The sequence below is a fragment of the Curtobacterium sp. GD1 genome, from assembly GCF_020882855.1.
Classification (GTDB): Bacteria; Actinomycetota; Actinomycetes; order Actinomycetales; family Microbacteriaceae; genus Curtobacterium.
Window position 1 is genome coordinate 47,039 of record NZ_JAFEVQ010000019.1, and the last position, 23,729, is coordinate 70,767.

The following is a 23,729-nucleotide window of genomic DNA, read 5'->3' on the forward strand; positions in this document are numbered from 1 at the left end:
ACTGCGGGAGGAGCCTCCAGGCCCACTTTCCGGATCCGGACGTTCCGCGCCCTGCCGGACGTCAGCCGTCGGTCGGTCGCGTCAGCCGTCGGCCGGGTACCGGACGCCGACCTGTCGGCGAGCCTCGTCCATGAGGGCCATGATCGCGACCGTCTCCTCGGGGTCCATCGGGCCGCCCTCGTGGGTGCCGGACTCGACCATCGACTCGAACGCGCGGACCTCGTGCGCGTAGCCGGTGAGCTCCTCACGCCCGTCGAACTCCTCGACGACGTTCCCGTCGCGGTCGCGGAGCCGCCAGGTCGTCGGCGTGAACCACGTCGAGTCCAGGTCGATGCGGCCGTCCTCGCCGATGACCGACGCGGTGTTCGGACTGCGGAGGTCGAGCCCGAAGTGGAGCATCGACTGCGTCCCGCCCTCGTGCGTCAGCACCAGGCCCATCTGGGTGTCGACGCCCTGCTCGCTCAGGGTGCCCGCGGCGACGACCGACGTGGGGAGGCCGAGGACGTCGACCGCGAAGGAGATCGGGTAGATGCCGAGGTCGAGCATCGCGCCACCGCCGAGTGCCGGGTCGTTCAACCGGTGTGCCGGGTCGGACGGCAGCGCCTGGTGGTGGGTCGCCTCGACGAGCCGGACCCGCCCGATGCGGCCCTCGGCCACGAGCTCGCGGATCATCGACATCTGCGGGAGGAAGCGCGTCCACATCGCCTCCATGACGGCGACGTCGGCGCGCCGGGCGGCGTCGACCACCAGGCGGGCCTCGTCCGCCGTGATCGTGAAGGCCTTCTCGACGAGGACGTGCTTGCCGGCCTCGATGGCGAGCAGTGCGTCCGCCGCGTGCCGCGAGTGCGGTGTCGCGACGTACACGGCGTCGACGCCGTCGTCGGCGACGAGGTCCTCGTACGAGCCGTGCGCCCGCGGGATCCCGAACTCGGCCGCGAACGTCTCGGCGCTCGCGAGCGTCCGGCTGCCGACCGCGACGAACTCGACCCCCGCGGCCGTGCAGTCGCCCACGAAGGACCGTGCGATGCCGCCCGTACCGATGACTCCCCAGCGAACCGTCATGGGACCTGTCTACCAGGGGCCACGGTCGGCACACCGCGGTCCGCCCGCAGCACCTTGGTATGGACTGCACTGGTGATTGCCAGCTAGCGTGCTGCTGCACCCCCTGAACGGGGGTCCCGCGGTCGCGTCCGACGGCCGCTCCCCCAGCAGAAAGCGATCAGGTCCTCCATGCGCCGATCCGTCCTGTCCGTCGTCGCCACGAGCGCGGCCATCGTCATCACCTCGACCCTCGTCGGTGTCACCCCGGCGACCGCGCACGGCTGGGGATCGCCCGGACACGGCTGGGCACCGCCGGGACACTCGGCCGACGCGGGACTGCAGCCCCGGACGCAGTTCACGATGGCGGCCGACGGTTCCTCCGGCGCGAGCCAGGGCGGCGAGGGCATCCCGAACATCGACTCGGTCAAGAAGACCATCGCGACGTACTACGGCGACCCCGGCACCGGACTCGCCAACCGCACCGACTCCCCCTACATCCGCGAGATGCGGTCCATCGTCGACCGGCAGAGCGCCCAGCTGCAGCGCATCCACGACGCCGCGGTCCGTCGCGGCGAGAAGCCCGCGATCGTCCTCGACGCCGACGACACGACGCTGTGGACCTACGACATGGAGGTCGCGGACATGCACTTCGTGTTCGACCCGGCCCGCCAGGACGAGTGGGTGCAGGACGAGCGCTTCCCCGCGACGCCGTCGATGGTCGGCTTCGTGAACCGGGCGCAGTCGCTCGGGTTCACGGTCTTCGGACTCACCGGTCGGAACGACGACCAGAAGGCCGCCACCGTCCAGAACCTGTCGAAGGTCGGCTACACCGCGTTCGCCCAGGACCGCTTCTTCACGAAGTGGACCGGAGTCGGTGCGTCCCAGCAGCCGTCGTACATCACCTGTGCCACGGCGAAGTGCACGACCGTCGAGTACAAGGCGCTCACGCGGAAGCACATCGAGCAGGACCTCGGCTACGACATCACGCTCAACGTCGGTGACCAGTGGAGCGACCTGCAGGGCGGGTACGCCGACCGCTCGGTGAAGCTGCCGAACCCGACCTACTACCTTCCCTCGGCCGACCTGCCCGGCGTGTCCGAGCCGCGGCTGACGCCCCGCACGCACTTCACCATGGCCGCGGACGGCTCCTCCGGCGCCACCCAGAGCGGCGAGGGCATCCCGAACATCGACTCGGTGAAGTCGACCATCGCGACGTACTACGGCGACCCCGGCACGGGCCTCGCCAACCGCACCGACTCCCCGTACATCCGCGAGATGCGGTCCATCGTCCGGAAGCAGGCTCCCGTCGTCGCCGCTCAGTGCGCCGTCGGCCGGAAGCTCCACCGCAACCCCGCCATCGTGCTCGACGCCGACGACACCACCCTGTGGACCTACGACATGGAGGTCGCCGACATGCACTTCGTCTTCGATCCCGCCCGCCAGGACGAGTGGGTGCAGGACGAGCGCTTCCCTGCCACCCCGTCGATGACCTCGCTCGTGTCGATCGCCCAGCGCTCCGGCTGCACGATCATCGGGCTCACCGGGCGCAACGACGACCAGAAGACCGCCCCGATCGAGAACCTGCAGAAGGTCGGCTACCCGCAGTTCGCGGCGACGCAGCGCGGCACGCAGACGTACTACACGAAGTGGACGGGCGTCGGGGCCTCGCAGCAGCCGTCGTACATCACCTGCGCCACGGCGAAGTGCACCACCGTCGAGTACAAGTCGCAGACCCGTGCGCACATCGAGTCGCGCTCGGGTGGGCGCTACGACGTGGTGGCGAACTTCGGCGACCAGTACAGCGACCTGCTCGGTGGGTCGGCGGACCGGAGCGTGAAGCTGCCGAACCCGACGTACTACCTGCCCTGAGGCCGGGTCGGGCCGGGCGCGCAGGCACCTGGCCCGGCTCGGGCCCGGCGCCCGGCCCCCGGCGCCCGGCTCGGGCCCGGCGCCCGGGTCGGGAAGCAGAAAGCCCCGGTCAGACACTGTCTGACCGGGGCTTCTCGGAGCCGCCTGTCGGAATCGAACCGACGACCTATTCATTACGAGTGAATCGCTCTGCCGACTGAGCTAAGGCGGCGGACGCTCCGTTGCCGGAGCGGCACGGGACACGACTATACAGGTTCAGACGAGCGAACGCGAAACGAGCGCGTCGAGGTCGGCGAACGACCGTTCGAGCTCGTCGACGAGGTGGGTGTCCGACCCCGCGTCCGACCACTCCCACCACGCGTGCCGCAGCGCAGCCAACGCCACGAGGGACGCCAGCCGCGCCCGACGACGCCGCTCCGGGGTCTCGCCGGAGGCGTCCGGAGCTCCGTCCGCAGCCGCCGCGAAGCGCGCCACGATGGCCCCCTCGATCGCCGCCTGGAACTCCTTCATCGACTCCATCCGCCGACTGAAGAGCTCCGGCGCGGCGCGGAGCACCTGCTGCCGCTCCTCGATCAGCCCACGCTCCTCGATGAGTTCGCGCGTCGAGTGCACGAGCAACGCCCCGAGGTCGGCCAGCAGGTCGCCCGTCGGCCCACCGGCCACGAAGTCCGCGAGGGTGTCGTCGTCCGGCAGCGTGGGATCGTCGCCGAGGATCGCGCCTTCCTTGTTCGGGAAGTAGTTGAAGAACGTCCGCGGCGACACGTCCGCACGCCGCGAGATCTCGTCGACCGTCACCGCCGCGAGCCCCTCCTCGATCGCGATGCGGAGCGCGGCCTGCTGGATCGCGAGTCGGGTGGCGCGGCGCTTCCGCTCGCGCAGGCCGGGTTCTGCGTCGGACATGCGGTGATTGTCCCATGCGCGGGGGCGCGGGCGGATGGGGAACGTCACAGGGTGCGGTTCGGGACGGCCTGGAGGCGCGGTGCGAGCGCGTCCTGCGTCTCACCTCGGGCAGGTGGTCCGGCCCAGGGCGCGGGTCAGCGGCGCGCGCGGGCGATGGTGACGAGCAGCGCCTCGAGCGCGAGGAGGGCCGCCACGTTCGCGGCGATGCGCTGCCGAGCGAGCGCGATGGCGTCGAGCACCTCGAGCGCAGCGGCCGGGGGCACCGACTGCAGCGCGTGGTCGAGCTGTTCCCGCATCGCGAGGTTCACCGGTTCCGCCGGCGCCCCGAGCCTGAGCAGCAACAGGTCACGGTACAGCGACGAGACATCAACGAGGATCCGGTCCAGCCCGTCCCGGAGGCTCCGCGTCGCCCGACGCTTCTGGTCTTCCTCGAGCAGGCGCAGCTGCGAACGGAGTGCCGGCGGGATCGTGCCGCCGGGCTCGATGCCGAGCGAGCGCATCGCGGCGTCACGTTCCTCGGCGTCGCGCTGCTGCGTGATCGCCTTGGCGTCCTCGTCGGCGACGGCGAGCAGGTCGGCGGCGGCCATCACGGCGTCTCCGACGGTCCGGACGCCGAGCACCGTGCTGAGCGTGCGGCGTCGACGGTCGCGGGCGTCCTCGCTGGTGGCGAGACGCTGTGCCATGCCGATGTGGCTCTGCGCCTGGCGTGCGGCGTCCATCGCGAGGACGCGGTCCACACCGGTCCGGGTGACGAGCAGGTCTGCGACGGACTCGATGCCCGGCACGCGGAGGCGGACCGACCGCACGCGCGACCGGATCGTCGGCAGCAGGTCGGCCTCGCTCGGGGCGCAGAGGATCCACACGGTGCGCTCCGGCGGTTCCTCGAGCGCCTTGAGGAGCAGGTTCGACGTGCGTTCCGTCATGCGGTCCGCGTCCTCGATGATCACCACGCGGTACCGGCCGACGGAGGGCGAGTAGTGCGACGACGTGACGAGCTGCCGGATCTCGTCGATGGTGATGATGACCCGCTGCGTGGTCAGGACCGAGACGTCGGGGTGGGTCTTCGCGGTGATCTGCTGGAGCGTGTGGTCGTCGTCGGGACCGTTGCCGACGAGTGCGGCGGCGAAGGCGGACGCGACGTTCGACCGGCCGGAGCCGGGAGGCCCGGTGATCAGCCACGAGTGCGTCATGCCACCGGTGCCGTCGGGCGACTCGGCCGCGTTGCGGAGCGACGCGACCGCTTCCTCTTGCCCAGTCAGGCCGTCCCACACGCTCACGGGATCATCCTGCCAGCCGCCACCGTCATCCCTCGACGATCCCGACCAGTGGAGCGACCGCGGCACGGATCGCGCGCTGGACGTCCGTGGCCGGGGCGGACGCGTCCACGACGAGGAAGCGCTCGGGCTCGGCGGCGGCCATGTCGAGGAACGCCTGGCGGACCGTCTCGTGGAACGTCTCGGCCTCGGACTCGAGTCGGTCGAAGGTGTCCCCGCGCGCCGCGGCCACCCGCGCACGCCCGACGGTGACGTCGAGGTCGAGCAGGATCGTGCGGTCCGGCGTGAGCCCGTCCGACGCCCAGTCCGACACCGAACGGATGTGCTCGGCGCCGAGGCCGCGCGCGACCCCCTGGTACGCCACCGAGGAGTCGATGTACCGGTCCTGCAGCACCACGTCGCCGCGAGCGATGGCGGGGCGGACGAGGGTCTCGATGTGGTGCGCGCGATCGGCCGCGTAGAGCAGGGCCTCGGCTCGTGGCGCGACGTGGCCGCGCTCGTGCAGGACGATCTCGCGGATCCGCGTGCCGAGGTCGGTGCCGCCCGGTTCACGGGTGCGCACCACGGTCCGGCCGTGCTCCTCGAGCCAGGCCGTCAGCAGCTCCGCCTGGGTCGTCTTGCCCGCACCGTCGCCGCCCTCGAGCGTGATGAACCGGCCGGTCACTTCTTCTTGGCCGCCGGCTTCCGCGCCGGTGCCTTCTTCTTCACCGGCCCCTTGGCGCGCTTGTCCGCGATGAGCTGCACGGCGCGGGCGTGGTCGACCGCCTCGACGTCCTCGCCGCGCGGGATCGTCGCGTTGGTCTCGCCGTCCGTGACGTAGGGACCGAACCGGCCGTCCTTCATCTTGATCGGCTTGCCGGACACCGGGTCGGCGTCGAACTCCTTGAGCGCTGCGCTCGCCGAGCTGCGGCCGCCGTACTTGGGCTGGGCGAAGAGCTCGAGCGCACCGGGGAGGTCGATGTCGAAGATCGCGTCCTCGCCCGGCAGGGTCCGGGTGTCCGTGCCCTTCTTGAGGTACGGACCGTAGCGGCCGTTCTGCGCGGTGATGTCGTCGCCGGACTCGGGGTCCTTGCCGACGACCCGCGGCAGGTCGAGCAGCTTCAGCGCCGTCTCGAGGTCGACCGTCTGCGGGTCCATCGACTTGAAGAGGGACGCCGTGCGCTCCTTGGGCGCCGCGGGCTTCTTCGTGGTCTTCTTCGCCGGTGGCTTCTTCGCGGCACCCTTCGCGGTGGTCTTCGCTGCGGGCTCCGCCTCGGCGGCGGCCGGCGTGGCCTGCGCGTCGAGCACCTCGCCCGTCGCGGCGTCGACCGCGGGTTCCGGCTCCGGGGTGCGCTCGGTCACGTACGGCCCGAACCGGCCGTCCTTCGCGAGGACCTCTTTTCCGGTCTCGGGGTTGATGCCGACGACGCGGTCACCGAGCACCGGGGCGTCCACGAGCTCGCGGGCCTTCTCGGCGGTGAGCTCGTCGGGAGCGAGGTCCTCGGGCACGTTGACGCGACGGGGCTTCTCGGGGTCGTCGCTCGGCACCTCGATGTAGGGGCCGTAGCGACCGATGCGGAGGGTCAGCCCCGGCGCCAGTTCGACGGAGTTGATCTCGCGCGCATCGATCTCGCCGAGGTTGTCGATGACCGTGCGGAGCCCGCGCTGGTCACCACCACCGAAGTAGAACTCCTTGAGCCAGTCGACCCGGTCGGCGTCGCCGTTCGCGATCCGGTCGAGGTCGGCTTCCATGTCGGCCGTGAACTGGTACTGCACGAGGTCACCGAAGTACTCCTCGAGCAGCCGGACCACGCTGAACGCGATCCAGTTCGGCACGAGCTGGGTCCCGCGCAGCGACACGTAGCCGCGGTCGATGATCGTCGGGCTGATCGTCGGGAAGGTCGACGGGCGACCGATGTCGAGGTCTTCGAGCGTCTTGATGAGGCTCGCCTCGGTGTAGCGCGGCGGCGGGGTGGTGTCGTGCCCCTTCGCGACGACGTCGTCGACGGCGAGGTGCTCGCCTTCCTTGACGTCCGGCAGCGCCACGTCGTTGCCCGAGCGGTCCGAGGACTCGTGGCGGTCCTCGTCCTTGCCCTCTTCGTAGGCGTTGAGGAACCCGCGGAAGGTGATGACCGTGCCGGACGCCGTGAACTCGGCGTCGGTGCCGTTCGCCGTGGCCGGGATGCCCTCGACGGACTCCCCGGAGGAGATGCCGAGCACGATCGACGCCGTGGAGCCCTTGGCGTCCGCCATCTGCGACGCGATGGTGCGCTTCCAGATGAGGTCGTAGAGGCGCCACTCGACACCGGTCAGCGTCCCCTCGAGCTGCGACGGAGTGCGGAACGTGTCGCCGGCGGGGCGGATCGCCTCGTGCGCTTCCTGCGCGTTCTTGCTCTTGCTCGCGTAGACGCGCGGCTTGTCCGGCACGGTCGCGGCGCCGTAGAGGTCTGCCGCCTGCTTGCGAGCGGCGTCGAGCGCCTGCTTCGACAGGTTGACCGAGTCCGTACGGATGTAGGTGATGTAGCCGTTCTCGTACAGCGTCTGCGCCGCACGGGCGGTCTGTCGCGGCGAGAGGCGGAGCTTGCGCGCCGCTTCCTGCTGCATGGTCGACGTCGTGAACGGTGCTGCCGGGCGGCGCGTGTAGGGCTTCGACTCGACGCTGCGGACGGTGGCGTCACCGGCACGCTCGAGCACGGTGGTGAGCGCGGCCGCGGCGGCTTCGTCGAGGCGGACGGCCTCGCCCTTCAGGGCACCGCGGTCGTCGAAGTCACGACCGGAGGCGACCCGGGTCCCCTGGACCCGCGCGAGTCGAGCGGTGAAGGCGGCGTCGCCCTCCTTCTCGAAGCGCGCGCTGAGGTCCCAGTAGTTGGCGGACACGAACGCGAGGCGTTCGCGCTCACGGTCGACGACGAGACGCGTGGCAGCGGACTGCACGCGGCCGGCCGAGAGCCCCGGACCGATCTTGCGCCAGAGCACGGGCGAGACCTCGTACCCGTAGAGACGGTCGAGGATGCGGCGGGTCTCCTGCGCGTCGACGAGCGCGGTGTCGAGTTCACGGGTGGCTTCCTGCGCGCGCTGGATCGCCTCCTTCGTGATCTCGTGGAAGACCATGCGCTTGACCGGCACCTTGGGCTTCAGGACCTGCAGCAGGTGCCACGCGATGGCCTCGCCTTCGCGGTCCTCATCAGTTGCGAGGTAGAGCTCGTCGGCTTCCTTGAGCGCACGCTTCAGCTCGGAGACGGTCTTCTTCTTCGCGTCCGAGACGACGTAGTAGGGCTCGAAGCCGTTGTCGACGTCGACCGAGAACTTGCCGAGCGAGCCCTTCTTGAGCTCCGCCGGCAGGTTCTTGGGCTCGACGAGGTCCCGGATGTGTCCGACGGACGCCTGGACCTCGTATCCGTCACCGAGGTATTGCGCGATCGTCTTGGCCTTCGCGGGGCTCTCGACGATGACGAGCTTCTTCGTGCCTGGCACGTGTCTCCTTGATCGATGGTGCGCGTCGGCCCTGGACGACGAGCGCGTCCGGGTCGACCGGGGCACCGATGACCGGGGGCCGACAGGCACACCATACACATAGTGTTCGGGCTGGTCGTCCGCCGGACCGGCGACTGCGACTGCGCCCACGGCGAACGGTCCGCCGCCGACCACGACCCGGACCCGCGCGGCGGAGGCAGCCGTCCCGCAGGTGTCGACGGCTGCCTGGTTCCGCGCTGCCACGCGCGTCGCGACGGAACAGGGTTCGCCCGGGACGAGCCCGACGAGGGCCGCCGCCGCCGCGAGCGCCGAGGCATCGGCAGCGGCCTGGGCGCGGATCGTGGCCACGCGCAGTCCGGCTCCGGCGAGCGCCGCGGTCAGGACGACGAGGACGATGCCGACGACCGCCGAGAGGAGGACCGCGGCGGACCCGCGCTCGTTCACCGTCCGTCCTCCGCAGCGCAGCCGGTGGCACGGAGCGGGACGGCGTCGAACGGCCCCGCGGCCCCTCGTGCTGCCCGGACGCAGACTACGCCTCCGTCGCGGTCCACCGTCATGCCGGCCCCGGGTGCGAGGTGCTCGAGGGCTGCGCGCCCGGCGTCGTCGTCCCCGCGACCGAACGCTCGTGCCGCCGTGGCCGCCGCGAGCTGGAGGCGTCCGAGGCCGTCGACGACGAGCACCGCGGCGACGAGCGAGGTCAGGACGAGTGCCACGACGGGGAGCACGACCGCGAACTCGACGCTCACGGTGCCGCGCTCCCCGTCCGCCGCCGGGCGCGGGTCAGAGGGACAGCGCACCACGGACGAGTTCCGTGAGGATGCTCTGCACTTCTCCGGAGCGCATCACGGCGACGAGGACCCCGGCGAACGCGACGGCGGCGAGGATCACCACCGCGTACTCGGCCGTCGCCGATCCCCGGTCGTCGTCGAGTCGTCGCCGGAGTCGGGCGCCGAGGGGCTGGCGGTGCGTGCTGGGTGTGTCGGTCATGTGACTGTCCTTCCTGATGCGGTGCGATGCGATGCGATGCGATGCGATGCGATGCGATGCGATGCGATGCGACCAGCCTCGCCGCGGGCGTCCCTCGACACGGGACCGGTCACCGGATCTGTGGAGGATCAGCCGACGTCGACGACGGTGGAGGAGAGGACCCCGACCACCACCGGGACGACCCCGACGAGCACGAACGCGGGGAGGACGCACACCCCGAGCGGCAGGACGAGCCGGACCGCGAGTCGTTCCGCAGCGGCGAGTCCCGCGGCGGCGACGTCGTCGCGGACGTCCTCTGCAGCGGCGCGGAGGAGCGACGCCGCCGGGACCCCGGCACGCTGCGCGAGTGCGAGGACCTCCCGGAGGTGTTCGCCGTCCGCAGCACGGCACGGTCGGTCGGCGAAGGCGGTCCGCACGGCCGCTCCCCCGTCCGCCCACGACCCACCGCCGGACACCGCGACCGCCCACGCGTCGAGCAGCACGCCCGGCAGGTGCCCGTCGGGCGTCGCCGCACGGACGAGGCGCGCGGTCCACGCCCGCCCCAGCAGGACCAGCGCGGTGGAGAGGACGACGCAGGTCCAGCCGACCGGCGACGCCACGAGCACCTGGACGGCACCCGATCCCCAGGTCGACCCGAGCGCGAGGCCGAGCAGCGGCAGCGCGAGCACCACCCGGGCGCTCGCTCGTGGACCGGCGAGTGCCACGAGGACGGCGCGGTCCGACGCCGCCGACCGCCGGAGCGCTCCGGCGAGTGCGCGGACGGTGCCCGCCGACGGTGCCCCGGTGTGTTCGGCGACGCGGAGCACGGCGGCGACGTCCTGCCACGCGGGGCCGGCGTCCTGCGGGAAGCCGCCCACCAGTGCCCACGCCCGGGTGGGTGGGACGCCGGCGGCGACGAGCGTCGCGACCCGGTCCAGCGTCCGGGCCGCCGCCGCTGGGTCGAGCGCCGCGCGCCGTGGGCGCACCGACCGTCTCACCGCGACCGGTCCACCGGACGGACCACGAGCCTCCCGTCCGGACCGACACGGAACGCACCCACCGCACCCAGCCGCCGCCGACCCGCGTGCCGCTCGACGTGCACCACCAGGTCGAGCGCACTGACCGTCTGCCGGGCGAGCGCCTCCGGCCCGAGCCCGGCGAGCGCACCGAGTGCCTCGAGCCGTGCCGCCACGTCGGCGATCCCGTTGGCGTGCACCGTCCCCGCTCCCCCGTCGTGCCCGGTGTTCAGGGCGGAGAGGAGCTCGCGGACCTCGGCGCCCCGGCACTCCCCGACGACGATGCGGTCGGGTCGCATGCGGAGCGCTTCGCGGACGAGCCGGTCGAGGCCGAGCGCACCGGCACCCTCGGCGTTCGCCTGCCGGGCCTCGAGCGTGACGACGTGCGGGTGGTCGATCCGGAGTTCGGCGACGTCCTCGACGGTGACGATCCGCTCGTCGGGCGGGACGGCCGCCAGCATCGCGGCGAGCATGGTGGTCTTGCCGCTCCCGGTCGCGCCGGTGACGAGCACGTTGCGGCGCTCGTCGACCGCTCGCTCGAGGACCGACCGAGGGACGCGCGCGAACGCTCCGAGCGCCTCGAGCGACTGCAGGGTCGGGCGTGTCGGCGCGGGCAGTCGGATCGAGACCGCGGTCCCGCCGACGGACACGGGTGCGAGCACGACGTGCACACGGATGCCGTCGCCGTGGCGGACGTCGACGCAGGGCGTGGTCTCGTCGACGTGCCGCCCGCCCCGTGCCACGAGTTCGGTCGCGAGTTCCCGCACCCGCCGTTCGGGCAGCTCGGGTCCGGCTCGTTCGAGCCCGTGCCCCCGGTCGACCCACGTCCCGCGGCCGCCGACCACGAGGACGTCGGTGACGCCTGCGTCGCCGACGAGCGCGGCGAGCTCCTCGAACTCGGTGGCGACGACGTCCCGACTCCGGATCGGTCGCGTGGCGCCGGGCAGGAACGGGGCGTCGGCACGGTGTCGGTGCATGCGACCAGAGAGTAGGGAACGGCCGTCGCCGCTCGGAGGTCCGCTCCACCTTCTGTGGAGAGCTGCCCGCTCGGCGAGCAACGGACCGTTTTGTACCCCGGCACGCAATGCCGTACCCCACTCGGTGTCCCTGCGTCGGAACACCCGCACGCCACGGCCCACCGAGCGGGGCCGAGTCCGGTTGTGCAACACGTGTCGAATAAACCGATGCGCCGTTCCATGCAGGAGCATGGACAGGTCTGTCCACGCTTCGGCATGCCCGCGCGGATCGACGCGTGTCACCGACCACGAGCGCGGTCATCCGTGGCACGAACCGGCCCGGAAACGAGAAGAGGCGGCACCGGTTGGGGGGAACAGTGCCGCCTTGACATCGGTGGATTGGGGGGAATCCGAACCGTTGCCGCCGGAAACGAGTCCAGCGGGAACTACTGTACCCCATGATCGGCCTCCGGAAGCAACCCCCGGATGGACTTCTGGGCGTGCCGCGGTGCACGCCCAGAGCGAACAGGGCCGCCACGGCCGCACACGCCCCCGCCGACCCGCGCCCATGCCGAGGGGTAGTCTCCGACTGCACCCCTGCCGCAACGACGCGAAAGGACATCGATGTCCGCTCCGACCCAGGCCGACCCCCGCAACGACGGAGCCCCCGGCAGCCCGGACACCCCGGACGCCGGCCGAGACGCCACGTTCCCCCCGTCGCCGGAGTTCGTCGCCGACGCCGTCGCACACGAGGACCTGCACGAGGCCGCCTCCGCCGACCGCGAGGCGTTCTGGGCGGACCAGTCCCGCGCGCTCCTCGACTGGCGGACGCCGTTCACCCAGACCCTCGACTGGTCCGGAGCCCCGTTCGCGAAGTGGTTCGCCGACGGCACGCTCAACGTCGCCGAGAACTGCCTCGACCGGCACGTCCGCGCGGGCAACGGCGACCGGGTGGCGATCCACTTCGAGGGCGCTCCCGGTGACACCCGACGCATCACCTACGCCGAGCTGACCGCCGACGTGCAGCGCGCCGCGAACATGCTCACCGACCTCGGCGTCGGGCAGGGCGACCGCGTCGTCGTCTACCTCCCCCTCATCCCCGAGGCCGTCGTCACGATGCTCGCCGTCGCCCGCATCGGCGCCGTGCACTCGGTCGTGTTCGGTGGCTTCAGCGCCGAGAGCCTCCGCGCCCGCATCGAGGACGCCGGCGCGAAGCTCGTCGTCACGGCCGACGGCGGCTGGCGCCGTGGCGCGGTCTCAGCACTCAAGCCCGCGGTCGACGAGGCACTCGAGGGCGAGGGCACCGACAGCGTCGAGCACGTCCTCGTCGTCAAGCGCGGCGGCAACGACATCGCCTGGAACGAGCGCGACCTCTGGTGGCACGACGAACTGGCGAAGGCGGACCCCACCCACGAGGCGCAGGCCTTCCCCGCCGAGACGCCCCTCTTCATCCTCTACACCTCGGGCACGACCGGGAAGCCGAAGGGCATCGTGCACACCTCCGGCGGGTACCTGACCCAGGCGGCGTACACGCACAAGAACGTGTTCGACATGCACCCGGAGAAGGACGTCTACTGGTGCACCGCCGACATCGGCTGGATCACCGGGCACTCCTACGTCGTCTACGGCCCCCTCGCGAACGGCGTCACGCAGGTGCTCTACGAGGGCACCCCGGACGAGCCGAAGCCCGGCCGCTGGTGGGACATCGTCGACGCGTACGGCGTCACGGTCCTCTACACCGCGCCGACCGCGGTCCGCGCCGCGATGAAGGCCGGCCGCGCGGTCCCGGAGGCCCGCAGCCTCGAGACCCTCCGCCTGCTCGGCAGCGTCGGCGAACCGATCAACCCCGAGGCGTGGAACTGGTACCGCCAGGTCATCGGCCACGACCGCACGCCCATCGTCGACACGTGGTGGCAGACCGAGACCGGCGCCATCATGATCTCCGCGCTCCCCGGCGTCACGAAGCTCAAGCCCGGTGCCGCCCAGACACCGCTGCCCGGCATCGTCGCCGAGATCGTCGACGACGACGGCCACCGCGCCGACCCCGGCGAGAGCGGCTACCTCACCATCACCGAGCCGTGGCCGTCGATGGCACGCGGCATCTGGGGTGACCCGGACCGCTTCGTCGAGACCTACTGGTCACGCTTCCCCGGTCGGTACTTCGCGGGCGACGGCGCCCGACTCGACGGCCAGGGCGACATCTGGATCCAGGGCCGCGTCGACGACGTCATGAACGTGTCGGGACACCGCCTGTCGACGGCCGAGATCGAGTCGGCCCTCGTCGGGCACGAGGGCGTGGCCGAGGCCGCGGTCGTCGGTGCCGCCGACGAGACGACCGGGCAGGCGGTCGTCGCCTACGTCATCCTCACGTCGGAAGCGGCGGCCGACGTCGACCGCGAGTCCGCCGCCGCGGAGCTCCGGAACTGGGTGGGCAAGCGGATCGGCGCCATCGCGAAGCCCCGGCAGGTGGTGATCGTGCCCGAGCTGCCGAAGACACGCTCCGGCAAGATCATGCGTCGCCTGCTCCGCGACGCGGCCGAGGGCCGTCGCATCGGCGACACGACCACGCTGGCCGACCCGACGATCATGGCGACCATCTCGGAACTCATGTAGCAGGAACGACGCGAGCCGCGCCTCCCGTCCGATCGGACTGGAGGCGCGGCTCGCGTGACGTGCGCTGCTGACGGTCCGTCAGTCGGTGAGTTCCACCACCAGCTCGACCTCGACCGGCGCGTCCAGCGGGAGCACGGCGACGCCCACCGCGCTCCGCGCGTGGACGCCGGCGTCGCCGAACACGTCGCCGACGAGCGTCGATGCGCCGTTCGCGACACCCGGCTGCCCGGTGAAGGACGCGTCGGACGCGACGAACACCGTGACCTTGACGACCCGGGCGACCCGGTCGAGCGAACCGGCGACCGACTCGACGGCGGCGAGGGCGTTGAGTGCCGCCACCCGCGCCTGGGCCGTGGCGGTCTCGGCGTCGACCGTGCCGCCCACCTTGCCGGTGACCGGCAGCGAACCGTCCACGAACGGCAGCTGACCGGCCGTGTAGACGCACCGGCCGGTGACGACGGCGGGCACGTAGGCCGCGACGGGGGCCGCGACCGCCGGCAGGGTCAGCCCGAGCTCGGCGAGCCGGTCCGCGACGGTCATGCGTCGGCCTTCGGGCGCTTCAGGTAGGCGACGAGTCCGCCCTCGGGGCCGGTGACGACCTGGACGAGTTCCCACCCCTCGTCACCGAAGTTGTTGAGGATGGCGGTGGTGTTGTGGATGATCAACGGGGTCGTGAGGTATTCCCAGCGAGTCATGGAGATCCTTGCCAGCCTTTCAGTCGGCGGTGTCGTTTAGGCTGCATCCTATGTCTGCCCAGAAGACGTCTGCCTCGCGGACCAAGCCCGTCTCTGCAGTCGGCGCCTTCGTCGGTTTCGTCGGTTTCAGCGTGCTCGCCGGTCTGCTCGTCACGATCGGTGTCACCCCGGCCATCGCGGTCGCCGGTGTCACGACGACGTCGACGATCGGCGTGTTCGAGTCCCTGCCGGAGTACATCGAGATCGGTGACCTCCCGCAGCGCAACGAGCTGTACGCGTACCAGGGCGGCAAGAGCGTGCACTTCGCGACGGTCTACGACCAGAACCGTCAGGAGCTGAAGTTCGACCAGATCAGCGACCAGCTGAAGAACGCGGCGATCGACGGCGAGGACAAGCGCTTCTACGACCACGGCGGCGTCGACATGACCTCGCTCGTGCGCGCAGGCGTGGGCTCCCTCGCGGGCGGCCTCGGCGAGTCGGGCGGTGGGTCGACGCTGACCATGCAGCTCGTCCGCAACATCAAGATGAACCAGGCGCTCGAGCTCACCACTCCGGAAGAGCGTCTCAAGGCGTACAACGACGCTGTCGAGCAGACCATCCCCCGCAAGCTCGAGGAGATGAAGCTCGCCATCGGGCTCGCGAAGAAGTACACCCACAAGGAGATCCTCACCGGGTACCTCAACATCGCGTACTTCGGCGACCAGACCTACGGCGTGCAGGCCGCCGCGCAGCACTACTACAACAAGAGCGCGACCGACCTGACCCCGGCCGAGGCCGCCTCGATCCTCGCGATCGTGCAGTCGCCGAACACGCGCAACCTGTCGAACCCGAAGTACTACGACGCCAACGTCGCTCGCCGCAACGTCATCCTCAAGTCGATGTACGCGCAGAAGCACCTGACGAAGGCCGAGTACGACGAAGCCGTCAAGTCGAACCCGAAGGACTACGTCCACCTGACGCAGCCGTCCCAGGGCTGCAAGGCCTCGGTCGGCGACGGCTCGCAGTTCTTCTGCGACTACGCCGTGCAGGTCGTCAAGGAGATGTCGCAGCTCGGCGCCACGCAGAAGGAGCGCGACGCCGCCTGGCGCAACGGCGGCTACAAGATCCAGACGACGCTCGACATCGACGCCAACGCGCAGCAGAAGCAGGTGCTCAACACCTACGACAACAAGGCCGAGACGAACTTCAAGCTCGGCGCAGCGCTCGACTCGGTCGAGGTCGGCACGGGTCGCATCCTGACGATGGCGCAGAACAAGGACTACGACCAGTCGCTGCAGTCCCCGCCGACGTCGACGTCGATCAACTACAGCGTCGACAAGAAGTACGGCGGCGGCATCGGCTTCCAGGTCGGGTCGACCTACAAGCTCTTCACGCTGCTGCAGTGGCTCAAGGCCGGCCACGGCCTCAACGAGACCGTGAACGGGACGCCGCACAACACCGCCGTCTGGCAGCACTGTGGCGAACCGAGCTACACGAACTGGGCGCCGAAGAACGACTCCGCGGGTGAGAACGGCAACTACACCGTCGCCCGTGCGACCGCGCTGTCGGTGAACGCAGCGTTCGCCTCGATGGCCGCCAAGCTCGACCTCTGCGACATCAAGCAGACCGCGCAGGACCTCGGCGTGCACTCCGGTGACGACAAGACCGAGCTCAACTCGTACCCGTCCTCCATCCTCGGCACGAACAACATCGCGCCGCTGACGATGGCCGCCGCGTACGCCGGCGTCGCCAACAACGGCACCTTCTGCGAGCCCATCGCGATCGACAACGTCACCAACGCCGAGGGCAAGAGCCTCGGCGGCCAGCCGAAGGCCTGCAAGCAGGTCCTCGACCCCTCCGTCGCGCAGACCGCGGTCTACGCGATGAAGGGCACGATCTCCGGCGGTACCGCGGTCGGCGCCCAGACCTACGACGGCACCCAGCTGTTCGGCAAGACGGGCACCACCGACGACGCCGACCAGATCTGGCTCGTCGGGTCGAGCACCCGCGTCGCCACGGCCTACTGGCAGGGCAACACCGACGGTGGCAAGAACAACCTCCGTCACTACGGCAACGGTGTCAGCGGCACCTACGCGAGCGCCCGTGCGGACGTCTGGCGGCAGGCGCAGACCCCGATGAACGCGCTGTACCCGGCCGGTGCCTTCACGGACCCGTCGTCCTCGGCCCTGCGCGGCAACGCGAAGGCCGTCCCGGACGTGACCGGCAAGACCGCTGCCGAAGCGAAGGCCGCGATCGCCGGCGCCGGGTTCACCTACGTGGACGGCGGCGCGCAGCCGGGCTCCGCAAAGGCCGGCACCGTCTCGTCGACCTCGCCGTCGGCCAACTCGCTGCTCTCGAGCGGTTCGAGCGTCACCGTCTACACCTCCGACGGCTCGCAGATCGTCATGCCCGCGATCGCCGGAGCAACGCTGGACACGGCGCGATCGAAGCTCAACGAGCTCGGGTTCTCGAACGTGAGCATCTCCGACTCGTACGTCAAGGGCGGCGCCGGCAAGACGTGCCGTGTGGCCTCGGTCGACCCGGGCGTGCACGCCGCGGCGAGCAAGGACTCCGCGGTGACGCTGACCCTCTACGGCGACAAGAACGGCAAGGCGCCCAAGGACTGCAAGTGAGTCGCGGTCGCGCTGCGCTGGGGGTCATCGCAGCGGGCGCGGCCGTCGGTGCCGCGTCGGCGGCCTGGGGCACGCTCGTCGAGCGACGTCGGTTCGGCATCCGGTGGGAGACCATCCCGGTGCTCCCGCCGGGGTCGCGCGACGTCACGGTGCTGCACCTGTCCGACATCCACATGGCGCCGTGGCAGGCCGACAAGCAGCAGTGGCTGCGTGACCTGAGCCTCGTCGAGCCCGACTTCATCGTCAACACCGGCGACAACCTCGGGCACCCCACGGCCAACGCTGCGGTGGGGTACGCGCTCGAGCCGTTCCGCGGCGTCCCCGGGGCGTTCGCGTACGGGTCGAACGACTTCTACGGGCCGACGCCGCGCAACCCGCTCAAGTACTTCGGCGGCCCGAGCACCCACAAGCACGGCACCCGCCCGGTCGAGCTCGACATCGACCGGCAGACGGCGTTCTTCGAGTCCCTCGGCTGGCTGGACGTGAACGACCAGGCACACGCCATCGAACTCCGCGGATCGCGGTTCGAGCTGTTCGGGACGTCGGACGCCCACCGCGACTGGGACCGGCTCGACCTGCTGCCGACCAACGTCGACGAGATGCGCGGCGACGTGCCCTGGTCGGAGGACGAGGACGGCCCCTCCCCCGTCGCCCTCGGCATCACCCACGCGCCGTACCGCCGGGTGCTCGACGCCTTCGTCACCCAGGGCGCCGACGTCATCTTCGCCGGGCACACCCACGGCGGCCAGGTCCAGGTCCCCGGCGTGGGTGCCCTCGTCACGAACTGCGACCTACCGCGTCGGTACGTCAGCGGGCTGCACAAGTGGCAGCACCGTGGGCACTGGTCGTGGCTCGAGGTCTCTGCGGGCCTCGGCACGTCGATCTACGCGCCGGTCCGCTTCGCCTGCCGACCCGAGGCCGTCGTGGTCACCCTGACGGCCCGCACGGACTGAACACGACGCGCCCGGGAGTTCGCCGGATGGTCACGACCACCCCCGATCATCGGATAGACTTCTGGGGTTGCTCCGGTACGGAGTGACCACACCGCGGGGTGTGGCGCAGCTTGGTAGCGCGCCTCGTTCGGGACGAGGAGGTCGCAGGTTCAAATCCTGTCACCCCGACACTGTGTTGAGACAGTACGAAGAAGGCCCTGGTTCTCCGGAACCAGGGCCTTCTGCTTTGCGTGGGGTGTCGGCCGGGGGCGCTCGCGCGTTCGTGAGCAGAAATGGTCGGGTGGCGTGCGGCGACCCGACCTTTTCTGCTCACGAAGTGGCCGCGGGCGAGTAGCCGCGGGCGCGTCAGACCGACGCGCTCTCCCCCGCAGCCACGAGCCGCCCCTCCGCGTGCAGCCCCGCCACCACGTCGAGCGCCTGGTGCCGGTACCGCGCCTGGGCCGCGCCAGGAGCGACGATCACGCCGTTCGCCCCGGTCGACGCCACGAGGGCGTTGATCTTCGCCGCGACCTCGTCCGCGGTGCCGTACGCCTGACGCTCGGTCCGTGCCTGAATGAACCGCCGCTCGAGGTCACTGAACTCGTACGCGCGGGCCTCCTCCATGGACACCGGCTCGGGCTTCGCGCCCTGCCGCATCCGGATGAACGAGATCATGCCCGGGGCACTCTGCTCGTCGATCACGGCGGGGTCCTCGTCGGTGACGACCTGCACGCCGATCAGCGCGTTCGGGGTCTGCCGGAAGCGCGACGGCCGGAAGGAGTCACGGTAGAGCGCGAGCGCGGCCTCGGTGTTGTCCGACGCGAAGTGGTGCGCGAAGGCGAACGAGACGCCGAGGGCACCGGCGACCTGCGCGCTGTACCCGGAGGACCCGAGCAGCCAGAACTCCGGCACGTCGCCGTAGCCCGGCACCGCTTGGATCCTGGCGAGGGGGTTCGCGGGGTCCATCCCGGTGAAGAAGCCGATCAGGTCGGCCAGCCGGTCGGGGAAGTCGTCGACGTCGAGCCGGTCGGTGCGGCGCAGCGCCATCGCGGTCGCGCCGTCGGTGCCCGGGGCACGCCCGAGGCCGAGGTCGACCCGGTCGCCGTAGAGCGCGCGGAGCGTGCCGAACTGCTCGGCGATGACGAGCGGCGCGTGGTTCGGCAGCATGACACCGCCGGAACCGATCCGGATGGTGGACGTCGCGGCACCCACGGCGCTGAGCAGCACCGCCGGCGCGGAGGACGTGATCCCCGGCATGCCGTGGTGCTCGGCGACCCAGAAGCGCTCGTAGCCGAGCTTCTCGGCGTGCACCGCCATGTCGATGGAGCCCTGCAGGGCTTCGGTGTTGGACTGGCCGTACTCGCGGGTCGCCAGGTCGAGGACGGACAGGTGCACGGATGCGTCGCTCATGCAGTCGCCAACGCCACCCGGCCGACGTGCATTCCGCACCGCGTGCGGGCCTGGAGGCGCGGGTCGGCGCCGACCCGCGCCTCCAGTCCGGCAGACGGTCGCGTCTGCACGAGGCGGGCCGGCGGCCCCGTCAGTCGCCGTCGAGGCGTCCGCCGGACTCCGTGAGGTAGCAGTTGGCGCACAGCGACTCGTAGGTGACGTCGACGCCGTCGATCGCGACCTGCGATCCGTCGAAGACGAACCGTCCGTCGACCTTGCGGGCGTTGAAGACCGCCTTGCGGCCGCAGCGGCAGATCGTCTTGAGTTCCTCGAGCGAGTGCGCGACCTCGAGCAGGCGGGCGCTGCCGGGGAACGCCTCGGTGCGGAAGTCCGTCCGGATGCCGTACGTGATGACCGGCACCTCGTCGAGGACGGCGATGCGCAGCAGGTCGTCGACCTGGCGGGGCGTGAGGAACTGCGCCTCGTCGACGAGCACGCAGCTGACCGGCCGGACCACGCCGTCGAGCCGGTCCGACTCGGGATCGGTGGCACCGGCCTCGGTGACCGCCGCACGGACGTCGGCGTCGGGCGTGAACACGATGTCGACGGTGCGGGTCACCCCGAGGCGCGAGACGATCTCACGGTCGCCCTTGGTGTCGACCGACGGCTTCGCGAGGAGCACCCGGTGACCGCGTTCCTCGTAGTTGTAGGCCGCCTGCAGGAGCCCGGTGCTCTTGCCGCTGTTCATGGCGCCGTAGCGGAAGTAGAGCTTCGCCACTACGCGAGGAACCCGTCCTCGGCCGCACGACGGATGAGGTCGGACTTCTTGGACGCGGGCCGGCCGACCTTGCTGTACTTCTCGCGCACGCGGCGCAGGTAGGTCTTCGCGGTCTCGTACTGCACGTTCATCTGCGCGGCGACCTCGTTCGTCGAGTAGCCCGACACGTACAGGCGCAGCGCTTCCTCTTCGCCGTGGCTGAGCTTCGGTCGCTGGTGCGCGTTCGCCCCGGTCGGCAGCGGCCGCCAGTCGCGCTGCGGCGGGGTGTCCCGCGCGACGCCCATGATCTCGCGCGCGACGTCCATGACCTCGCGCATGGGGAGCGACTTCGACAGGAAGGCGGCGGCGCCGGCGGCGAGTGCACGGTCGCGGGACTCTCGGCTGTCGACGCTCGACAGGACGATGACCTTGGCCCCGGCGGCACGGCAGGTGCGCACGCGGGCCTCGATCGAGACGGGTTCCTTGAGCTGGAAGTCGAGGAACACCAGGTCGGTCGGGAAGTTCTCGCTGTGCACCATCTCGAGCCACGTGTGGGCCGTCAGCGCGAGGTCGAAGTCGAACGCGTTCACCGCGATCCAGCTCGACAGGCTGTCCAACAGCACCTCGTGGTCGTCGAGGATCGCCAGCCGCACGCGTCGTGTCCCCGGGTTCGGGACGGCGGGCGCACCATCCGTGATCCGGCTCGGGTCAGTGCTGGTCATACGAGAACCTTAGTGCGAGGGCGGAGGGTCGGACCGCGACGTCCAGATCGGGGAACGTCACGCGGAGGACCGCGAAGTAGGGGTCGAAGGTGCGGTGGATGCCGACGTCGGAATCGGCGACGGCGAGGTCGATCGCGACGGTCACGCCGCGGCCGGTCGCGGGCGGCTGCGCGGTGCCGGTGGTCCGCTCGTCGCCGCCTGCGCCTCCGTCCGAGTCGCCGATCGCCCCGTCGTCCGTCCCCGTCCGTCGGATCGTGGCGCGGAACCCGGCGGGGTCGACCGTGGAGGCACGCAGTGCGGCCCGCAGGAACGTCCGGACCACCGTGCGCTGGTCGGCGTCGAGGGTGGCGATGAGCCCGTCGGGGTCGTCGACGACGGCGTCGGTGCCACCGTCGGTGCGGACGGCCTGCTCGAACCAGGTCCGGTCGGCGTCGGCCACCATCGAGCGCCGGATGCCGTCGGCGATCGACCGGGCCCGGGCGCGGTCGGCGTCGGTGATGACCTCGCGCGTGCGGAGCTCGGCGAAGAAGGGTGCGACGTCGCGGGCGAGGATCGTCGAGCGGTCCTGCTGCACGCTGGCGTCGATGCCGTCGCGCTCCGCACGCTCGACCGAGTACGACCCGGCACGGATCTGCACGCGCTCGGCGAGCCCGGCGAACGTCCACGCGAACACCGCCGAGGCCGCGGTGAGCACGAGCGTCGGCGCTGCCGCCAGGAACGCCGCGACCCCGATCGGGACGTGGTGCGGGAACGCCCACGCCACGATGCCCCACGAGACCCCGGTGACGACCGCGAGCAGCAGGCCGCCCAGGGCCAGGTCCGTCCAGGGTCGGTACGGCGCCGTCATGACGATGCCGGTCGCGGCGAGCAGGGACATGAAGTCGTTCAGTGCGCTGCGGTCCGGGCCCCACTGGGCGGCGACGCTCGTGATCGTCGCCGCGGCGAGGAGCAGCACGTGCACCACGAAGGCCCAGCGCGGGAACGGTGCGCGGAACGGACTCGACGCGACGAACACGACCGCTCCGGAGGCCGCGACGAGCAGCACGGTGAGGGCGCTCAGGGTGGGGCTGCCGACGACGTCCCGGTCGAAGACGGACACGAACAGCGCCCACAGCACGCCGCAGGCGCCGAGCACGATCGCCAGCGGGCGGGACCCCATCGCGCCGAGCGGGTCGTACTGCTGCGCGGTGCGGCCGGCGTCGCGGGCGGGACCGGGGCGCGTCACCGACCGACCTCGGACCCGGCGTTCGGCACCGGGGTCGTCCCGGTGACCGCACCGTACGGCACGGACATCATGACGCTCGTCCCCGAGCCCGGTGACGACCACACCTGCACGTCGCCGCCGACCCGGCCGATCCGCTCCCGCACGGATCCGCGCAGGCCCATCCGGTCGGGGCTCGTCGTGGACTCGTCGAAACCGCGCCCGTCGTCGACCACCATGACCGTGCACGCCACCCCGTCGTCGAACACGCTCACCTCGGCCGCGTCGGTGCCCGCGTGCTTCCGGACGTTCGCCAGGCACTGGCCGACGGCACGGAGGATCGCCGTCATCGCCGCCTGGTCCAACCGGACGAGGGCCGCGGGGTCACCGGTGACGGTCACCGTGAGTCCGAGCGCCCGGTGGTCGTCGACCATCTGCTCGAACGCGCGCACCGCGGCACCGGGTTCGGCGCGGGCCGGGCGGGCCCCCGGCGCGAGCCACTCCTTGCCCGTGAGCATCGCGACGTCCGCCTCGACCGTGCGGGCGAGCTGCGGGTCCATCGGGCCGTCGGGCGCGAGGGCGATCGCACCGAGGTGGTTGAGGACCGTGTCGTGCAGGATGGCCGCCGCCTCGGCCTCGACCCCGGCGCGGTACGCGGAGACGTGCTCCTCGCGCGCAGAACGGAGCAGCTCGGGCTGCACACGCTCGGAGCGGGCGGTGTTGCGGCTCGTGATGAGCACGAGGGCGATGACGAACGCGAGCGTCACCCACGCGAGCACGAGGGGGTGCGTGGGACCGCCCGCCTGCGCGATCGCGATCGACGTCGCGACCCGACCGACCAGGAACCCGGCGATCGACCACAGTGCCACCCGCCCAGCGACCGCGCCGGCACCGCCCACCAGCACGAGCGGGATGATCGACAGGGAGAGCAGGTACGAGGCGACCCACCCGGCGGGGACCTCGCGTTGCACGACCACGGCGAACCACCACGCGCACACCCCGCCGACGACGAGGAACGCGACGGCCGACCGCCACGTGCCGAACTGCACGTGGACGGCGATCATGCCGAGCATCGGGACCAGCGCCAGCACGGCACCGATCACCCGGACGTCCGGTTCGGCCAGGCGGTAGAGCACCAGGGCGATCGCGGCGGCGGCGAGCGAACCGATCGCCGCGGCGTGGAAGGCCCGCACGGTCGACCACGCGTTCACTCGCGGAGCGAGGTGCGTGGGGATGCCGAGCACGGGTGGGGGTCCTTCCGGACGTGGGGGAACGCCGCCCACGATCCAACCACGGTTGGTGCGACCGTGTACCCCGATTGTCGGAGTGATCG

The 23,729-nt window shown here is 71.3% G+C and carries 20 protein-coding genes and 2 tRNA genes; 5 read left to right on the forward strand and 17 right to left on the reverse strand.

Features of this window, described 5'->3' with window-relative positions; all coding sequences use genetic code 11:
- Positions 1 to 81: 81 nt before the first annotated feature.
- On the reverse strand, positions 82 to 1,062 hold the full coding sequence (locus tag JSX79_RS11925) for a Gfo/Idh/MocA family protein (protein ID WP_229086443.1): 981 nt from the start codon (positions 1,060 to 1,062) through the stop codon (positions 82 to 84).
- A gap of 168 nt (positions 1,063 to 1,230) precedes the next feature.
- Here JSX79_RS11925 and JSX79_RS11930 point away from each other — a divergent pair, with 168 nt between their 5' ends.
- Positions 1,231 to 2,910 carry an HAD family acid phosphatase gene (locus JSX79_RS11930; protein ID WP_229086444.1) on the forward strand — a complete coding sequence of 560 codons (1,680 nt, stop codon included), beginning with the start codon at positions 1,231 to 1,233 and terminating at the stop codon, positions 2,908 to 2,910.
- A gap of 138 nt (positions 2,911 to 3,048) precedes the next feature.
- Here JSX79_RS11930 and JSX79_RS11935 read toward each other — a convergent pair.
- The 9 genes from JSX79_RS11935 to JSX79_RS11975 form a co-directional block, all read right to left on the reverse strand.
- Positions 3,049 to 3,121 (reverse strand) — tRNA-Thr (locus tag JSX79_RS11935).
- A gap of 44 nt (positions 3,122 to 3,165) precedes the next feature.
- Positions 3,166 to 3,810 carry a TetR/AcrR family transcriptional regulator gene (locus JSX79_RS11940; protein WP_071295960.1) on the reverse strand — a complete coding sequence of 215 codons (645 nt, stop codon included), beginning with the start codon at positions 3,808 to 3,810 and terminating at the stop codon, positions 3,166 to 3,168.
- A 134-nt stretch (positions 3,811 to 3,944) separates the two neighbouring features.
- Positions 3,945 to 5,087: a DNA polymerase III subunit delta' gene (locus JSX79_RS11945; protein ID WP_229086445.1), complete on the reverse strand. Its 1,143-nt coding sequence runs from the start codon at positions 5,085 to 5,087 to the stop codon at positions 3,945 to 3,947.
- A 25-nt stretch (positions 5,088 to 5,112) separates the two neighbouring features.
- Positions 5,113 to 5,748 carry a dTMP kinase gene (tmk, locus tag JSX79_RS11950; RefSeq protein ID WP_229086447.1) on the reverse strand — a complete coding sequence of 212 codons (636 nt, stop codon included), beginning with the start codon at positions 5,746 to 5,748 and terminating at the stop codon, positions 5,113 to 5,115.
- Positions 5,745 to 8,537 carry a type I DNA topoisomerase gene (gene topA / locus JSX79_RS11955; protein ID WP_229086472.1) on the reverse strand — a complete coding sequence of 931 codons (2,793 nt, stop codon included), beginning with the start codon at positions 8,535 to 8,537 and terminating at the stop codon, positions 5,745 to 5,747. Before topA ends, tmk begins: the two co-directional genes overlap by 4 nt.
- Positions 8,538 to 8,977: 440 nt before the next feature.
- Complete coding sequence (locus JSX79_RS11960; protein ID WP_229086448.1) at positions 8,978 to 9,283, reverse strand: TadE family type IV pilus minor pilin; 306 nt, start codon at positions 9,281 to 9,283, stop codon at positions 8,978 to 8,980.
- Between the two features lie 34 nt (positions 9,284 to 9,317).
- Positions 9,318 to 9,524, reverse strand: coding sequence for a DUF4244 domain-containing protein (locus tag JSX79_RS11965; RefSeq protein WP_070418415.1), 207 nt, complete (start codon positions 9,522 to 9,524; stop codon positions 9,318 to 9,320).
- A 128-nt stretch (positions 9,525 to 9,652) separates the two neighbouring features.
- The gene (locus JSX79_RS11970; protein ID WP_229086450.1) at positions 9,653 to 10,489 is read right to left on the reverse strand and encodes a type II secretion system F family protein; all 837 of its coding nucleotides are present in this window, start codon (positions 10,487 to 10,489) and stop codon (positions 9,653 to 9,655) included.
- An 8-nt stretch (positions 10,490 to 10,497) separates the two neighbouring features.
- Positions 10,498 to 11,496 (reverse strand): TadA family conjugal transfer-associated ATPase, encoded by a 999-nt coding sequence (locus JSX79_RS11975; RefSeq protein WP_229086452.1) that lies wholly within the window; start codon positions 11,494 to 11,496, stop codon positions 10,498 to 10,500.
- Positions 11,497 to 12,099: 603 nt separating this feature from the next.
- Between JSX79_RS11975 and acs the strand changes: the two genes are divergently transcribed.
- Positions 12,100 to 14,088 (forward strand): acetate--CoA ligase, encoded by a 1,989-nt coding sequence (acs, locus tag JSX79_RS11980; protein WP_229086455.1) that lies wholly within the window; start codon positions 12,100 to 12,102, stop codon positions 14,086 to 14,088.
- A 78-nt stretch (positions 14,089 to 14,166) separates the two neighbouring features.
- On the opposite strand, the gene JSX79_RS11985 is transcribed toward acs, so the two are convergent.
- Entirely contained in the window at positions 14,167 to 14,628 is a 462-nt protein-coding gene (locus JSX79_RS11985; protein WP_229086457.1) for a RidA family protein, read from the reverse strand.
- On the reverse strand, positions 14,625 to 14,783 hold the full coding sequence (locus JSX79_RS11990) for a hypothetical protein (protein WP_022907077.1): 159 nt from the start codon (positions 14,781 to 14,783) through the stop codon (positions 14,625 to 14,627). The genes JSX79_RS11985 and JSX79_RS11990 overlap by 4 nt, the downstream gene beginning before the upstream one ends.
- Before the next feature lie 50 nt (positions 14,784 to 14,833).
- Here JSX79_RS11990 and JSX79_RS11995 point away from each other — a divergent pair, with 50 nt between their 5' ends.
- The 3 genes from JSX79_RS11995 to JSX79_RS12005 all read left to right on the forward strand — a co-directional run bounded on the left by JSX79_RS11995 (position 14,834) and on the right by JSX79_RS12005 (position 18,516).
- Positions 14,834 to 17,395, forward strand: a complete 2,562-nt coding sequence (locus JSX79_RS11995; protein WP_070418411.1) for a transglycosylase domain-containing protein — start codon at positions 14,834 to 14,836, stop codon at positions 17,393 to 17,395.
- Complete coding sequence (locus JSX79_RS12000) at positions 17,392 to 18,348, forward strand: metallophosphoesterase (RefSeq protein ID WP_229086458.1); 957 nt, start codon at positions 17,392 to 17,394, stop codon at positions 18,346 to 18,348. Before JSX79_RS11995 ends, JSX79_RS12000 begins: the two co-directional genes overlap by 4 nt.
- Before the next feature lie 94 nt (positions 18,349 to 18,442).
- Positions 18,443 to 18,516, forward strand: a tRNA-Pro gene (locus JSX79_RS12005).
- Positions 18,517 to 18,693: 177 nt separating this feature from the next.
- On the opposite strand, the gene JSX79_RS12010 is transcribed toward JSX79_RS12005, so the two are convergent.
- The 5 genes from JSX79_RS12010 to JSX79_RS12030 form a co-directional block, all read right to left on the reverse strand.
- Positions 18,694 to 19,737, reverse strand: coding sequence for an LLM class flavin-dependent oxidoreductase (locus tag JSX79_RS12010; protein ID WP_229086460.1), 1,044 nt, complete (start codon positions 19,735 to 19,737; stop codon positions 18,694 to 18,696).
- A 130-nt stretch (positions 19,738 to 19,867) separates the two neighbouring features.
- Positions 19,868 to 20,494, reverse strand: a complete 627-nt coding sequence (locus JSX79_RS12015; RefSeq protein ID WP_229086462.1) for a thymidine kinase — start codon at positions 20,492 to 20,494, stop codon at positions 19,868 to 19,870.
- On the reverse strand, positions 20,494 to 21,195 hold the full coding sequence (locus JSX79_RS12020) for a response regulator transcription factor (protein WP_229086463.1): 702 nt from the start codon (positions 21,193 to 21,195) through the stop codon (positions 20,494 to 20,496). Before JSX79_RS12020 ends, JSX79_RS12015 begins: the two co-directional genes overlap by 1 nt.
- On the reverse strand, positions 21,182 to 22,420 hold the full coding sequence (locus tag JSX79_RS12025) for a hypothetical protein (RefSeq protein WP_229086465.1): 1,239 nt from the start codon (positions 22,418 to 22,420) through the stop codon (positions 21,182 to 21,184). Before JSX79_RS12025 ends, JSX79_RS12020 begins: the two co-directional genes overlap by 14 nt.
- A complete protein-coding gene (locus tag JSX79_RS12030) occupies positions 22,417 to 23,640 on the reverse strand; it encodes a sensor histidine kinase (RefSeq protein ID WP_070418406.1) in 1,224 nt (407 codons plus the stop codon). The genes JSX79_RS12025 and JSX79_RS12030 overlap by 4 nt, the downstream gene beginning before the upstream one ends.
- Between the last annotated feature and the right edge of the window lie 89 nt (positions 23,641 to 23,729).

Coding starts and splice junctions, on each gene's coding strand:
- JSX79_RS11925 (WP_229086443.1), bottom strand. CDS start 1,062: ATGACGGTTCGCTGGGGAGTCATCGGTACGGGCGGCATCGCACGGTCC.
- JSX79_RS11930 (WP_229086444.1), top strand. CDS start 1,231: ATGCGCCGATCCGTCCTGTCCGTCGTCGCCACGAGCGCGGCCATCGTC.
- JSX79_RS11940 (WP_071295960.1), bottom strand. CDS start 3,810: ATGTCCGACGCAGAACCCGGCCTGCGCGAGCGGAAGCGCCGCGCCACC.
- JSX79_RS11965 (WP_070418415.1), bottom strand. CDS start 9,524: ATGACCGACACACCCAGCACGCACCGCCAGCCCCTCGGCGCCCGACTC.
- JSX79_RS11975 (WP_229086452.1), bottom strand. CDS start 11,496: ATGCACCGACACCGTGCCGACGCCCCGTTCCTGCCCGGCGCCACGCGA.
- acs (WP_229086455.1), top strand. CDS start 12,100: ATGTCCGCTCCGACCCAGGCCGACCCCCGCAACGACGGAGCCCCCGGC.
- JSX79_RS11985 (WP_229086457.1), bottom strand. CDS start 14,628: ATGACCGTCGCGGACCGGCTCGCCGAGCTCGGGCTGACCCTGCCGGCG.
- JSX79_RS11990 (WP_022907077.1), bottom strand. CDS start 14,783: ATGACTCGCTGGGAATACCTCACGACCCCGTTGATCATCCACAACACC.
- JSX79_RS11995 (WP_070418411.1), top strand. CDS start 14,834: ATGTCTGCCCAGAAGACGTCTGCCTCGCGGACCAAGCCCGTCTCTGCA.
- JSX79_RS12010 (WP_229086460.1), bottom strand. CDS start 19,737: ATGAGCGACGCATCCGTGCACCTGTCCGTCCTCGACCTGGCGACCCGC.
- JSX79_RS12020 (WP_229086463.1), bottom strand. CDS start 21,195: ATGACCAGCACTGACCCGAGCCGGATCACGGATGGTGCGCCCGCCGTC.